At 52.4% G+C, this 13,331-nt stretch carries 12 protein-coding genes, 1 tRNA gene and 3 pseudogenes; 13 read left to right on the top strand and 3 right to left on the bottom strand.

The genetic code is table 11. The annotated features are described in order from the left end of the window. The first annotated feature begins 35 nt into the window (after positions 1–35). The 3 genes from dinB (at position 36) to prfH (ending at position 3,060) form a co-directional block, all read left to right on the top strand. Entirely contained in the window at positions 36–1,091 is a 1,056-nt protein-coding gene (dinB, locus tag ACLJRS_RS13540) for a DNA polymerase IV (protein ID WP_001226204.1), read from the top strand. Between the two features lie 218 nt (positions 1,092–1,309). Further along, on the top strand, positions 1,310–2,449 hold the full coding sequence (locus ACLJRS_RS13535) for an RNA ligase RtcB family protein (RefSeq protein ID WP_000528886.1): 1,140 nt from the start codon (positions 1,310–1,312) through the stop codon (positions 2,447–2,449). Further along, complete coding sequence (gene prfH, locus ACLJRS_RS13530) at positions 2,446–3,060, top strand: peptide chain release factor H (protein ID WP_000602086.1); 615 nt, start codon at positions 2,446–2,448, stop codon at positions 3,058–3,060. Before ACLJRS_RS13535 ends, prfH begins: the two co-directional genes overlap by 4 nt. A gap of 155 nt (positions 3,061–3,215) precedes the next feature. On the opposite strand, the gene pepD is transcribed toward prfH, so the two are convergent. Then, entirely contained in the window at positions 3,216–4,673 is a 1,458-nt protein-coding gene (pepD, locus tag ACLJRS_RS13525; protein ID WP_001292979.1) for a cytosol nonspecific dipeptidase, read from the bottom strand. 248 nt (positions 4,674–4,921) lie between these two features. On the opposite strand from pepD, the gene gpt reads away from it, so the two are divergent. From gpt to crl, 3 genes are all read left to right on the top strand, one after another. Next, complete coding sequence (gpt, locus tag ACLJRS_RS13520; RefSeq protein ID WP_001292018.1) at positions 4,922–5,380, top strand: xanthine phosphoribosyltransferase; 459 nt, start codon at positions 4,922–4,924, stop codon at positions 5,378–5,380. Positions 5,381–5,468: 88 nt separating this feature from the next. Beyond that, positions 5,469–6,713 (top strand): esterase FrsA, encoded by a 1,245-nt coding sequence (gene frsA / locus ACLJRS_RS13515; RefSeq protein WP_000189588.1) that lies wholly within the window; start codon positions 5,469–5,471, stop codon positions 6,711–6,713. A gap of 57 nt (positions 6,714–6,770) precedes the next feature. Then, positions 6,771–7,172, top strand: a complete 402-nt coding sequence (gene crl, locus ACLJRS_RS13510) for a sigma factor-binding protein Crl (protein ID WP_000174696.1) — start codon at positions 6,771–6,773, stop codon at positions 7,170–7,172. Positions 7,173–7,222: 50 nt separating this feature from the next. Here the strand turns inward: crl and phoE are convergent, their stop codons facing one another. Then, entirely contained in the window at positions 7,223–8,275 is a 1,053-nt protein-coding gene (gene phoE / locus ACLJRS_RS13505) for a phosphoporin PhoE (RefSeq protein WP_001043662.1), read from the bottom strand. Positions 8,276–8,557: 282 nt separating this feature from the next. Here phoE and proB point away from each other — a divergent pair, with 282 nt between their 5' ends. From proB to ACLJRS_RS13485, 4 genes and pseudogenes are all read left to right on the top strand, one after another. Beyond that, positions 8,558–9,661 carry a glutamate 5-kinase gene (gene proB, locus ACLJRS_RS13500; RefSeq protein ID WP_001285275.1) on the top strand — a complete coding sequence of 368 codons (1,104 nt, stop codon included), beginning with the start codon at positions 8,558–8,560 and terminating at the stop codon, positions 9,659–9,661. Between the two features lie 11 nt (positions 9,662–9,672). Further along, a complete protein-coding gene (gene proA, locus ACLJRS_RS13495) occupies positions 9,673–10,923 on the top strand; it encodes a glutamate-5-semialdehyde dehydrogenase (RefSeq protein ID WP_000893226.1) in 1,251 nt (416 codons plus the stop codon). Between the two features lie 115 nt (positions 10,924–11,038). Further along, a tRNA-Thr gene (locus tag ACLJRS_RS13490) sits at positions 11,039–11,114 on the top strand. Between the two features lie 163 nt (positions 11,115–11,277). Then, positions 11,278–11,532: pseudogene (locus ACLJRS_RS13485) on the top strand (Arm DNA-binding domain-containing protein); the annotation flags it as partial. Between the two features lie 17 nt (positions 11,533–11,549). Here ACLJRS_RS13485 and ACLJRS_RS13480 read toward each other — a convergent pair. After that, positions 11,550–12,218, bottom strand: a pseudogene (locus ACLJRS_RS13480) (IS3-like element ISSty2 family transposase); the annotation flags it as partial. A gap of 109 nt (positions 12,219–12,327) precedes the next feature. Between ACLJRS_RS13480 and ACLJRS_RS13475 the strand changes: the two are divergent. The 3 genes and pseudogenes from ACLJRS_RS13475 to ACLJRS_RS13465 form a co-directional block, all read left to right on the top strand. After that, a pseudogene (locus ACLJRS_RS13475) lies at positions 12,328–12,693 on the top strand (diol dehydratase reactivase ATPase-like domain-containing protein); the annotation flags it as partial. Then, complete coding sequence (locus tag ACLJRS_RS13470) at positions 12,641–12,769, top strand: diol dehydratase reactivase ATPase-like domain-containing protein (RefSeq protein WP_077221214.1); 129 nt, start codon at positions 12,641–12,643, stop codon at positions 12,767–12,769. The pseudogene ACLJRS_RS13475 and the gene ACLJRS_RS13470, both read left to right, overlap by 53 nt. A 109-nt stretch (positions 12,770–12,878) precedes the next feature. Continuing rightward, positions 12,879–13,202 (top strand): DUF1889 family protein, encoded by a 324-nt coding sequence (locus ACLJRS_RS13465; RefSeq protein ID WP_001673904.1) that lies wholly within the window; start codon positions 12,879–12,881, stop codon positions 13,200–13,202. Positions 13,203–13,331: the final 129 nt, after the last annotated feature.

Genomic DNA, 13,331 nt, shown 5'->3' with positions numbered 1-13,331 from the left:
TACTGTACACTTAAACAGTATTGTGGGGGCGAGCGATGCGCAAAATCATACATGTTGATATGGACTGTTTTTTTGCCGCGGTAGAGATGCGTGATAATCCGGCGTTACGCGATATCCCCATTGCCATTGGCGGGAGTCGTGAGCGAAGAGGCGTTATCAGTACCGCCAACTATCCTGCGCGCCAGTTTGGCGTACGTAGCGCGATGCCGACCGCCATGGCGCTAAAGCTGTGCCCCCATCTCACCTTACTGCCTGGCCGCTTTGACGCCTATAAAGAGGCTTCGCGGCATGTACGTGACATCTTTTCCCGCTACACTTCACTGATTGAACCGCTCTCGCTGGATGAAGCCTGGCTGGATGTGACTGACAGCCCGCACTGTTATGGTTCGGCAACTCTGATCGCCAGGGAGATTCGTCAGACTATTTTCAATGAACTGCAACTCACCGCCTCCGCCGGCGTTGCGCCAGTGAAATTTCTGGCGAAGATCGCCTCCGATCTCAATAAACCGAACGGACAATATGTTATTACGCCAGCCGATGTACCCGGCTTTCTTAAAACGTTGCCGTTAGCCAAAATTCCAGGCGTGGGGAAAGTTTCCGCCGCTAAACTGGAAAATATGGGGTTAAGAACCTGCGGGGATATTCAACAGTGCGATCTGGCGATGCTTCTCAAACGCTTTGGTAAATTTGGCCGGGTATTATGGGAGCGTAGTCAGGGTATTGACGAGCGTGATGTTAACAGCGAAAGGCTGCGTAAATCGGTAGGTGTTGAGCGTACTCTGGCGGAGGATATTCATGAATGGTCGGACTGCGAGGCCATTATTGAACATTTATATCCGGAACTGGAGCGTCGTCTGGCTATAGTAAAGCCCGATTTACTGATTGCCCGACAGGGCGTTAAATTAAAATTTAATGATTTTCAGCAAACCACTCAGGAACATGTCTGGCCGCAATTAAATAAAGAAGACTTAATTACCACCGCCCGTAAAACCTGGGACGAGCGTCGCGGCGAGCGCGGCGTACGGCTGGTGGGGCTACATGTAACGCTGCTCGACCCTCAGTTGGAACGACAGTTGGTGTTAGGGTTATAAGTCAGGCTATTAAGATTTTATCACTATTACGATTGCGCCATCTAAATTTCAGTATTACTATACCCGCGTTTTCTCATTCTCAATAACTGCAAAGGAGGTTCATCATGACACTTTATTCTCTGAACGCACTTTGCAGACCTTTCCAGGATTAATTTTCTTTTATTGCCCTGGATTAGTCTGCCATTTCCTGATTTTTTAATTCATATATGGAATGGTATATGGGCAATTATATTCGTCCTTTATCAGATGTGGTATTTTCTATCGCATCAGATAACCTGTGGATCGAAGATTCCGCGATCCAACAATTATATACGACGGCTAAGTTAACCGGTATGAAACGCGTTATCGGGATGCCAGATCTGCATCCGGGGCGCGGCTACCCTATTGGCGCAGCCTTTTTCTCGCGTGGACGCTTTTATCCGGCGCTGGTCGGCAACGATATCGGCTGCGGCATGGCGTTATGGCAAACGGATATTTTAGGGCGTAAATATAACGCCGATAAACTGGAGAAGCGGCTGGCGTCGCTGCCTGACGTGGCGGACGCGCAGTGGCTGGAGGAGAATGTCCCCGCCGCAATGCAGCATCATTCGTGGCGCTCTGCGCTGGGTTCTATTGGCGGCGGCAATCATTTTGCCGAGCTGCAACAGGTCGATCGCATCGTCGATGCTGATTCGTTCGCTTTGTCGGGGTTGCAAAAAGCGCAGTTATTACTGTTGGTACACAGTGGTTCACGCGGTCTGGGGCAAGCTATCCTGCGTCGTCATGTGGAGGCGTTTTCGCATAACGGTTTGCCGGAAGATAGCGACGATGCGCGCCGCTACCTTGCAGAACATGACGATGCGCTGGCATTTGCCCGCAGTAATCGCGCGCTGATTGCCCGCCGGATACTGCAACAACTCAAGGCTGAGGGCGAACCGCGGCTGGATGTGGCGCATAACTTCGTTGAACCCTGTACTGTCGCGGGTGAGGCGGGGTGGCTGCACCGTAAAGGCGCTACGCCAGATGGGCAGGGACTGGTGATTATCCCCGGCTCGCGCGGCGATTATAGCTGGCTGGTGAAACCCGTCGTCAGCGAGGAGAGCCTCTTCTCCCTGGCGCACGGTGCGGGGCGCAAATGGATGCGTACCGAGTGTAAAGACCGGTTATCGGCAAAATTTACCCCGCGACAGCTCTGCCGTACCGGGATGGGTAGCCGGGTGATTTGCCGCGATCGCCAGCTCATTTATGAAGAAGCGCCGCAGGCGTATAAATCCATCGATAGCGTTGTGGATTGTCTGGCAGACGCCGGACTGATTACGCCGGTTGCCTGCCTGCGTCCGGTGCTGACGCTGAAAACCTCAGGGGAGAAAAGCGCATGATCTTACTGCAACTTTCTTCTGCGCAGGGACCGGACGAGTGTTGTCTGGCGGTAAAAAAAGCGCTGGATTGTCTGACGAAAGAAGCCGCCAGAGAAAAGGTATCGCTGACACGGCTTGAAACAGAGCCGGGACGATTACCAGACACGCTGCGTTCTGCGCTGGTCTCGCTGGACGGCGAAAAAGCCATGGCTTTCAGTGAACGTTGGTGCGGCACGTTACTGTGGATTTGTACCAGCCCGTATCGCCCGCACCATGGGCGAAAAAACTGGTACGTCGGCATTGGGCGCTTTTCCGCCGACGAGCACATACAGTCTGATGAGATTCGTTTCGAGACTCTGCGCTCTTCCGGCCCGGGTGGGCAGCACGTTAATAAAACCGACTCGGCAGTGCGGGCCACGCACCTGGCGAGCGGGATTAGCGTGAAGGTTCAGTCGGAGCGCAGTCAACATGCGAATAAGCGTCTGGCCCGGCTGCTGATTGCCTGGCGGCTGGAACAGCAACGGCAAAATGAGTGTGCGGCGTTGAAGTCTGAAAGGCGTCTGTTCCATCATCAGATTGAGCGCGGCAATCCGCTGCGGATATTTAAAGGAATGGCGTTTACGCCACAATAATTCGGTGTTACCGGCGCTGTTATAGGGCTGTCCGGCTATTCGCGTGTAGCCGCAGCGCTATTCAGCGCATCCAGGAGAGTTTATCTGGCAATAGATACCCGATATTCCATATTGATAGCCCGTTCCAGAAATGGGACGGGCATTTTAGCGCTTTCTTACTTCGCAGGAATCGCTTTCAGCAATTCGGTCAGCAGAGTCCAGTAGTGGCCGACGCTTTCGATATGTACCTGCTCATCCGGAGAGTGAGGTCCGGTAATGGTAGGCCCAATAGAAACCATGTCCATATCCGGATAGGGTTTCTTAAACAGACCGCATTCCAGGCCGGCGTGGATAATCTGGATGTTCGGTGTCTTGTTGAACAGACGCTGATAGGTTTCCCGCACCAGGTGCATGACCGGCGAGTTCGCATCGGGCTGCCAGCCAGGATAGCTGCCTTTTGCTTCGGTTTTCGCGCCAGCCAGCTTGCCCAGCGAATCCAGCATACTCACCACATAATCTTTACCGCTGTCGATTAGAGAGCGAATCAGGCAGTGAATTTCGACATTCGCATCAGACATTGTGACCACGCCAACGTTCAGCGATGTTTCCACTACGCCTTTCGCCACGTCTGAATTGCGGATCACGCCGTTCGGCGTTGCGTTCAGCAGGCGCACAAAGGTATCGCGTGACGGCGCGGTCAATGCGGCTTTATCACTGGCAACCTCATTGAGTTGCAGCGTCAGGTTTTTCTCTTTTTCCGCCAGTTCGTTTTTCAGAATATCCTGGTAAGCGTTCACTAATGTTTTCAGAGCGCCTACGTTGTCTGTGGCAACGGCGAGGGTAGCGAACGCTTCGCGCGGAATCGCGTTACGCAGCGTGCCGCCGTTGAAATCGATCAGACGCAGATCCAGTTCTTCTGCGTGCCCGGCCAGAAAACGCGCCAGCAATTTGTTGGCATTGCCAAGACCGAGGTGAATTTCACCACCGGAGTGGCCGCCTTTCAGGCCTTTCAGGGTTAGCTTAAAGCACGCAAATCCTGCGGGTACAGCTTCACGGGTCAACGGCAGATTAGAGGTAAAATCAATACCGCCTGCGCAGCCCATATAGATCTCACCTTCTTCTTCAGAGTCGGTGTTGATCAGGATGTCGGCCTGCAACCAGCCGGACTGGAGGCCGAACGCGCCATCCATGCCCGCTTCTTCGGTCATGGTCAGCAGCACTTCCAGCGGGCCGTGGACGACATTATCGTCAGCCAGTACCGCTAACGCAGAAGCCATTCCAATACCATTGTCGGCGCCGAGCGTAGTACCGCGCGCTTTAACCCATTCGCCATCAATATAAGGCTGGATAGGATCTGTAGTGAAGTCGTGAACGGTGTCGCTATTTTTTTGCGGCACCATATCCAGATGCGCCTGTAAAACGACCGGCTTGCGATTTTCCATACCTGCAGTGGCGGGCTTACGGATCAGAATATTACCGACCTGGTCGCGATCCACGTAAAGGCCTTTCTCTTTGGCCCAACTCACAATATGTTCCGCGAGTTGCTCTTCGTGATAGGACGGGTGAGGAATAGAACAGATTTTGGCAAAAATATCCCACAAAGGTTGTGGTGATAACTGAGACAGTTCAGACACGATAAGTCTCCTTGGCGGTGGTCTGAAAAACGTTCTTACAGGCCACAGGGTTAGCGGAATTGATAACTCTTACGAGATGCGACTGAGAATACCACTTTCTCCGCCTGCGGGTAGTATAAAGCATACAAAAAGAGGCGTGGATTCCGCTAAACACTGGTTTTTAGCGCGTCAGGTCTCTATAATCTCGCGCAACTATTTCCCCCTCGAACACTTTTTAAGCCGTAGATAAACAGGCTGGGACACTTCACATGAGCGAAAAATACGTCGTCACCTGGGACATGTTGCAGATTCACGCACGCAAACTGGCGAGCCGCCTCATGCCTTCAGAACAATGGAAAGGCATTATTGCCGTAAGTCGTGGCGGCCTTGTACCGGGCGCACTACTGGCGCGTGAATTGGGCATTCGTCATGTCGATACCGTATGCATCTCCAGCTACGATCACGATAACCAGCGCGAACTGAAAGTGCTGAAACGTGCAGAAGGCGACGGCGAAGGCTTTATCGTCATCGACGATCTGGTCGATACCGGCGGTACCGCCGTCGCGATTCGCGAAATGTACCCTAAAGCGCATTTCGTCACGATTTTCGCTAAACCGGCGGGCCGTCCGCTGGTTGATGATTATGTTATTGATATTCCTCAGAACACCTGGATTGAACAGCCCTGGGATATGGGGGTGGTATTTGTACCGCCGATTTCAGGTCGTTAATCAGCAGCTTTTCAGAGCGCCCGGCAATGCCGGGCGCTGTTTTATTGGTTACAATAAGCCTCTATGAGTATCCAAGGAGGCTGCACGAATGACACAGGCTAACCTCAGCGAAACCCTGTTCAAACCCCGCTTTAAACATACTGAAACGTCTACCCTTGTCCGTCGGTTCAATCGTGGGTCGCAGCCGCCCATGCAATCCGCGCTGGACGGTAAGAACGTCCCGCACTGGTATCGCATGATAAACCGCCTGATGTGGATTTGGCGCGGCGTTGACCCACGAGAAATCCTTGATGTGCAGGCGCGCATTGTGATGAGCGACGCAGAGCGAACGGATGATGATTTATACGATACGGTCATCGGTTACCGCGGCGGCAACTGGATTTATGAGTGGGCAAAGCAGGCGATGGACTGGCAGCAGAAAGCCTGTCAGGAACAGGACGCCATGCGCAGCGGACGCTACTGGCTTCATGCCTCAACGCTCTATAACATTGCCGCCTACCCGCATTTGAAGGGCGATGAGCTGGCGGAGCAGGCGCAGGCGCTGGCGAATCGCGCCTATGAAGAGGCCGCGCAGCGGTTGCCAGGCTCGTTACGTGAAATGGAATTTGCCGTTCCTGGCGGTTCGCCTGTCACCGCGTTTTTACATATGCCGAAAGGGGATGGCCCGTTTCCGACGGTGCTCATGTGCGGCGGCCTGGACGCCATGCAAACCGACTATTACACCCTGTATGAACGCTATTTCGCGCCGCGCGGTATCGCGATGTTAACGCTTGATATGCCTTCGGTTGGATTTTCATCAAAGTGGAAATTAACCCAGGATTCCAGCTTGCTCCACCAGCATGTGTTAAAAGCGCTTCCTAATGTCCCTTGGGTGGATCATACCCGTGTTGCGGCGTTTGGTTTCCGTTTTGGCGCCAACGTTGCGGTGCGTCTGGCCTATCTGGAAGCGCCGCGTTTGAAAGCGGTGGCTTGCCTGGGGCCGGTGGTCCATGCGCTACTTAGCGATCCGCAACGACAGAGCACGGTGCCGGAGATGTATCTGGATGTGCTGGCCAGCCGTCTGGGTATGCATGATGCTTCGGATGAGGCGCTGCGTGTGGAGCTCAATCGCTATTCGTTGAAAGTACAGGGGCTACTGGGTAGACGTTGTCCTACGCCAATGCTTTCCGGCTTCTGGAAAAACGATCCTTTCAGCCCGGAAGAAGAGTCTCGCTTAATTACAACATCATCTTCAGACGGTAAGCTGATAGAGATCCCTTTTAACCCGGTGTACCGCAATTTTGACCGCGCGCTGCAAGAAATTACCGACTGGATTAATCATAGATTGTGTTAATAGATTGATAAATTCTATTGATTTGGTAAAACAGTTGCTTCATTAAAGGAGATCGCAATGACGTTACCGAGTGGACACCCGAAAAGTAGATTGATCAAGAAATTTACCGCGCTTGGCCCCTATATCCGGGAAGGGCAGTGCGAAGACAATCGTTTTTTTTTCGATTGCCTGGCAGTTTGCGTCAACGTGAAGCCCGCGCCAGAGAAGCGTGAATTTTGGGGCTGGTGGATGGAGCTGGAAGCACAAGAGAAACGCTTCACTTATCGTTATCAGTTTGGTTTGTTTGATAAAGAGGGCAACTGGACCGTAGTGCCGATTAACGAAACCGAAGTGGTGGAGCGACTGGAATACACGCTACGCGAGTTTCATGAAAAACTACGCGACCTGCTGATTTCTATGGAGCTGGCGCTGGAGCCGTCTGACGATTTCAACGACGAGCCGGTAAAACTGTCGGCATAACCCTGCTGCCATGCCTGATGGCGTAGCGCCATCAGGCACAATGCGACTTATCAGAACTGGTAGGTCAACCCTATTGCCACAATATCATCGTCATTAATGCCTAACGTGTTATCGCTATCAAGCTGATTGATTTTGTAATCTACAAACGCGGACATATTTTTGTTGAAATAATAGGTTGCACCAACGTCAATGTAATTCACCAAATCCTCACTGCCGACGCCCTCAATATCTTTGCCTTTTGACAGCACATAGCCTAATGACGGACGCAGACCAAAATCAAACTGATACTGGATAACTGCCTCGAAGTTTTGGGTTTTATTGGCAAATCCGCCGGAAACTGGCGTCATGTTGCGGGTTTCTGAATAGAAAGTCGCAATATAAATATCATTCGCGTCATACTTAACACCCGTAGCCCAGGCTTCGGCTTTATCGCCCGTACCGCGGCGCTGCAGATTTTGCTCCCTGGTGCGATCGGAGAGAGTATAAGCGCCGCTGACGGCAAAATCACTGCCGCCGAAATCATAGCTCACGGCAGTACCGAAGCCGTCGCCGTTTTGCTTTTTCACATCGCGATCTTCGTTTTTCCCCTGATACTGTAAGGTAAGATCCAGTCCATCAACGATGCCGAAGAAATCGGTATTGCGGTAAGTCGCCAGCCCGCTGGCGCGTTTAGTCATAAAATTATCGGTCTGGGCGGAAGAGTCGCCGCCGAATTCGGGAAACATATCCGTCCAGGCCTCAACATCGTACAGCGCGCCCAGGTTACGTCCATAGTCAAAAGAACCGATATCTTTTAATTTCAGGCCAGCAAAGGCCAGGCGGGTTTTTTGCTGGGACGAATCACTTTCGGCTTTATTACCGGCAAACTCAGCTTCCCAGCGCCCGTAGCCGGTCAATTGATCGTTAATTTGCGTTTCGCCTTTAAAACCAAAACGAACGTAGCTTTGATCGCCATCTTTGCTGTCATAATCGCTCATATAGTGCATGGCTTTAACTTTTCCATACACATCAAGCTTATTACCGTTTTTATTGTAAACCTCGGCGGCGTGAACAGATGCTGATGCGATGATACTCACCACTATTGCCAGAGTGCTCTTATTCATTTCCATTCCTGTTTTAATTACGCGCTATGATTTGTCGGGAGACCCGGTAAAAAACAGGAAGGTTTTTAACGTTCGGTAATGAAAGATTTATGACAAAGTGAGAATTTTTTTAAAAAAATATGTTTAATTGTTGCGGTAATAAAATGGTCAAATTCCGCCGCTACGCTTGCTGATCCTGCGCAACAAAATTTCACGCTATGCGTACAGGTTGTTGGCAACCGGAGCCAGTCCTGCTAAAACGTTCATTTGGTCTTTATTTCTTATTTTGAACGGCAGAGAATCATGAGTGACAGCCAGACGCTGGTCGTAAAACTCGGCACCAGCGTGCTAACAGGCGGATCGCGCCGCCTGAACCGTGCCCATATCGTAGAACTTGTCCGCCAGTGCGCGCAGCTACACGCCGCGGGACATCGTATTGTTATTGTTACCTCTGGCGCGATTGCCGCCGGACGTGAACATCTCGGCTACCCGGAACTGCCGGCAACAATTGCCTCTAAACAGCTTCTGGCGGCGGTAGGGCAAAGCCGCTTGATTCAACTGTGGGAGCAGTTGTTTTCAATTTACGGTATCCATATCGGGCAGATGCTGTTGACGCGTGCGGATATGGAAGACAGAGAGCGCTTTCTGAACGCCCGCGATACGCTACGTGCATTACTGGATAACCATATTGTGCCGGTTATCAATGAAAATGATGCCGTTGCGACAGCGGAAATTAAAGTGGGCGACAACGATAACCTCTCCGCGCTGGCGGCGATCCTGGCAGGCGCGGATAAACTGCTGCTGCTGACCGATCAGCAAGGATTATTTACCGCCGATCCGCGTAGCAATCCGCAGGCGGAGCTTATCAAAGATGTGTATGGCGTTGACGATGCGCTGCGCTCTATCGCGGGAGACAGCGTTTCCGGGCTGGGAACCGGTGGTATGAGCACTAAGCTTCAGGCGGCAGACGTGGCCTGTCGCGCGGGTATTGATACGATTATTGCCTCAGGCAGTAAACCGGGCGTGATCGGCGATGTGATGGAGGGGATTTCCGTCGGCACCCGTTTTCATGCGCAAGCCTCGCCGCTGGAGAACCGCAAACGCTGGATCTTCGGCGCGCCGCCGGCAGGCGAAATTACGGTTGATGAAGGCGCGACCGCGGCAATGCTGGAACGTGGCAGTTCACTTCTGCCAAAAGGCATCAAAAGCGTGACGGGCAATTTCTCGCGGGGGGAGGTCATCAGAATTTGTAACCTGCAAGGGCGTGATATCGCTCATGGCGTCAGCCGTTATAACAGTGATGCTCTGCGGCGGATAGCCGGTCACCACTCTCAACAAATCGATGCGATTCTGGGCTATGAATATGGACCGGTCGCTGTTCATCGTGATGACATGATTACTCGATAAGGAACAGGCATATGCTGGAACAAATGGGCATTGCTGCTAAAGCGGCGTCGTATAAGCTGGCGCTGCTCTCCAGCGGCGAAAAAAATCGCGTGCTGGAAAAAATAGCCGATGAACTGGAAGCGCAAATGGAAAGTATCCTCAGCGCGAACGTACAAGATGTTGAGCAGGCGCGAGCCAATGGCCTGAGCGAAGCGATGCTGGACCGCCTGGCGCTGACCCCTGCGCGTCTGAAAGCGATTGCTGACGATGTGCGCCAGGTCTGTAATCTCGCCGACCCGGTCGGGCAGGTGATCGACGGCGGTCTGCTGGACAGCGGGCTACGTCTGGAGCGCCGCCGCGTGCCGTTGGGCGTGGTTGGCGTTATCTATGAGGCGCGTCCGAATGTTACCGTTGATGTGGCTTCTTTGTGTCTGAAAACCGGTAATGCGGTGATTCTACGCGGTGGGAAAGAGACGCATCGCACGAATGCCGCAACCGTTCGTGTCATTCAGAAGGCGCTGAAAGCTTGCGGTTTACCGGAAGCGGCGGTTCAGGCGATTGATAATCCGGATCGTTCGCTGGTCAATGAAATGCTGCGTATGGATAAGTACATCGATATGCTGATCCCGCGCGGCGGCGCAGGCTTGCATAAACTGTGCCGCGAGCAATCCACCATTCCGGTGATTACCGGCGGGATTGGCGTGTGCCATATTTTTGTTGATAGCAGCGCAGATATCGCCCCGGCTCTGAAGATTATCGTCAACGCCAAAACCCAGCGCCCGAGCACCTGTAACACGGTGGAAACCTTGCTGGTGCATCAGGACATCGCAGAACGCTTTTTGCCTGCGCTGAGCAAGCAGATGGCGGAGAGCGGCGTGACGTTGCATGGGGATGAAACCGTCATGCAGGTACTGCATGGCCCTGCCAAACTGGTGCCGCTGAAACCGGAAGAGCTGGATAACGAGTTTCTGTCTCTGGATCTGAACGTTGTGGTGGTCGAAAATATGGATGGCGCTATCACCCACATTCGCGAACATGGCACTCAGCACTCCGATGCGATTTTGACGTGTGATATGCATAATGCTGCGCGTTTCGTGAACGAAGTGGATTCCGCTGCGGTTTATGTCAACGCCTCTACCCGTTTTACCGATGGCGGGCAGTTTGGGCTTGGCGCAGAAGTGGCGGTCAGCACGCAGAAATTACATGCCCGCGGTCCGATGGGGCTTGAAGCGCTTACCACCTATAAGTGGATCGGCTTTGGCGATGGTACGATTCGTGCGTAATTAATGACGAGCGGTGCAAAAATAGCCGGTTGAGTAGCAAGGCTATTGACGCACCGCCCGGTTAGTTTTAACCTTCTACCCCGTGATTCACCCGCGTGAACACACCCTTCTCAGGGCCGATATAGCTCAGTTGGTAGAGCAGCGCATTCGTAATGCGAAGGTCGTAGGTTCGACTCCTATTATCGGCACCATTTCAAGTTCCTCAAACGTCCGTATTCATCCATAAATACACTGATTTATAACGACTTTATTGCTTTTTTGTCCATCACCGTCCGTAACCATCCAGTAGAATCCGACACTGAATGTGTATAGGATTGTGTATATGTTCCTGTTCGGTCTTGGATTCCTATCCACATGCCTTTAAACGATATGCAGATTCGCCGCGCTAAGCCTGAAACTAAAGCCTATACACTCGGAGATGGGCAAGGGTTGTCATTGCTAATTGAACCTAATGGAAGCAAGAGCTGGCGGTTCCGTTATCGTTTTGCCGGTAAGCCAAAAATGATCTCGCCGGGTGTGTATCCGACGATCACACTTGCAAATGTCAGTTCTCGTCGTGATGATGCCCGAAAACTTGTGGCAGAAGGAAAGAGCTGTGATCCTACCCGCGTAATATGGGCACAACCCTAAGCGAGGTTCTGGTTTTCAAATTGTTCCGGACTGAGACCGCCACAGGCACTGTGACGACGCCACCGATTGTAATCACACTCACTATAATTAAACACTGCTGTCCGCATTATTTCCCGGCTGACTAAGTCCTCTCCGTGGATACATTCCACCCTCAGCGTATGGAAGAAGCTTTCCGCACAGGCATTGTCGTAACAACAACCTCTGGCGCTCATACTTCCCCGCAGATTATGGCGTTTCAGTAAGCTCTGGTAATCCGTTGAACAGTACTGACCGCCTCTGTCTGTATGCACGATGACATTTTCCGGACATTTACGCCGCCACAGCGCCATCTGTAACGCATCGCAGGCAAGCTGTGCTGTCATCCGCGAAGACATCGACCAGCCAATGACTGACCGCGACCACAGATCGATAACCACGGCCAGATAAAGCCAGCCTTCACCAGTGCGAAGATACGTGATGTCACCCACCCACTTCTGATTCGGGCCGCTGGCGTAAAAGTCCTGCTTCAGCAGATTCTCTGAGACTGGCAGACCATGTTTGCGGTAACTGACCGGACGGAACCGGCGCGAGGCTTTCGCCCGCAGCCCCTGCCGACGCAGGCTGGCCGCCACGGTTTTCACGTTGAACTGGTAACCCTGAGCACGAAGCTCATCCGTCAGGCGTGTGCTGCTTGCGTGGCTTTTTGGTGGTTGATGCTGGTTTTGTCATGTGAGTCACCTCTTACTTGTGAGTTTACTCACTTAGTCGCGTGTCCACTATTGCTGGGTAAGATCAATGGCCTCGCTGACCAGTCATGACATGAACGCCGTGCATATCCAGGATCTTCTTGCGGTGGATACGTTTATTCCCCGCGCGGTACAGGGTGGCATTGCCGGGGAATGTTCAATGGAAAACGCCGTTGGCATTGCGGCGATGGTGAAATCCGATCGCTTACAGATGCAGGCTATCGCCAGCGAGCTAAGCGCCCGGTTAAATACCCCAGTTGAAGTCGGTGGTGTGGAAGCCAACATGGCTGTGGCTGGCGCGTTAACGACGCATGGATGCGCCGTGCCGCTGGCGATCCTCGATTTAGGCGCAGGATCCACCGATGCCGCCATTATCAATAACGATGGCGCAGTACGGCGTTGTCGCCGGGCAGGGTAATATCCGTGGTACTGAAGGCCCGCGCAATGCGGTAGCGACCGGGCTGGTTTTAGCCGGAGAAGCCAAAAAATAGTGCAGAAAACAGCCGCGCAAGCGTTTAGCTGCGGGGTAAGTCAAAGAAAGGCGATGTTCTCTTTGATATCCCGGCGGAGTTGGGTACATAGTATCAAGGTGTCTCTCACGTGGTTAATTTTAAGGATAAGAGCATGCCAACAGCAATTGAAAAAGCCTTGGATTTTATTGGTGGTATGAATACTTCGGCGCCAGTGCCCCATTCAATGGATGAAAGCACCGCTAAGGGAATTCTAAAGTATTTGCATGACTTAGGTGTGCCAGCGAGTCCGGAAGTTGTGATGGCACGGGGTGAGCAGGAGGGATGGAATCCTGAGTTCACGAAAAAAGTGGCCGGATGGGCAGAAAAAGTCGCCTCCGGTAACCGCATCCTTATCAAAAACCCAGAGTATTTTTCGACCTATATGCAGGAGCAGCTCAAAGAACTCGTGTGAGCTGACTATCGAATAAAACGCTAACGGACGTTTCCATCTAAGGATGGCGGCGTCCAGAAGGGGTTGCCAGTGACAGTTTTGGACTGCCGATTCATTTCTTTTCGTCAAATTAATGTCTATATATTTATT

Origin of the sequence: Salmonella sp. SAL00670 (genome assembly GCF_046552235.1) — a bacterium.
Lineage (GTDB): Bacteria > Pseudomonadota > Gammaproteobacteria > Enterobacterales > Enterobacteriaceae > Salmonella > Salmonella enterica.
Note: the sequence above shows the minus strand (reverse complement) of the source record. Positions and strands in the feature narration are given on the sequence as shown.

Bases quoted from the DNA above. Each gene is read 5' to 3' on its own strand.
- dinB (WP_001226204.1), top strand. From the start codon at position 36: ATGCGCAAAATCATACATGTTGATATGGACTGTTTTTTTGCCGCGGTA.
- ACLJRS_RS13535 (WP_000528886.1), top strand. From the start codon at position 1,310: ATGGGCAATTATATTCGTCCTTTATCAGATGTGGTATTTTCTATCGCA.
- prfH (WP_000602086.1), top strand. From the start codon at position 2,446: ATGATCTTACTGCAACTTTCTTCTGCGCAGGGACCGGACGAGTGTTGT.
- gpt (WP_001292018.1), top strand. From the start codon at position 4,922: ATGAGCGAAAAATACGTCGTCACCTGGGACATGTTGCAGATTCACGCA.
- frsA (WP_000189588.1), top strand. From the start codon at position 5,469: ATGACACAGGCTAACCTCAGCGAAACCCTGTTCAAACCCCGCTTTAAA.
- crl (WP_000174696.1), top strand. From the start codon at position 6,771: ATGACGTTACCGAGTGGACACCCGAAAAGTAGATTGATCAAGAAATTT.
- phoE (WP_001043662.1), bottom strand. From the start codon at position 8,275: ATGAATAAGAGCACTCTGGCAATAGTGGTGAGTATCATCGCATCAGCA.
- proB (WP_001285275.1), top strand. From the start codon at position 8,558: ATGAGTGACAGCCAGACGCTGGTCGTAAAACTCGGCACCAGCGTGCTA.
- proA (WP_000893226.1), top strand. From the start codon at position 9,673: ATGCTGGAACAAATGGGCATTGCTGCTAAAGCGGCGTCGTATAAGCTG.
- ACLJRS_RS13470 (WP_077221214.1), top strand. From the start codon at position 12,641: ATGCCGCCATTATCAATAACGATGGCGCAGTACGGCGTTGTCGCCGGG.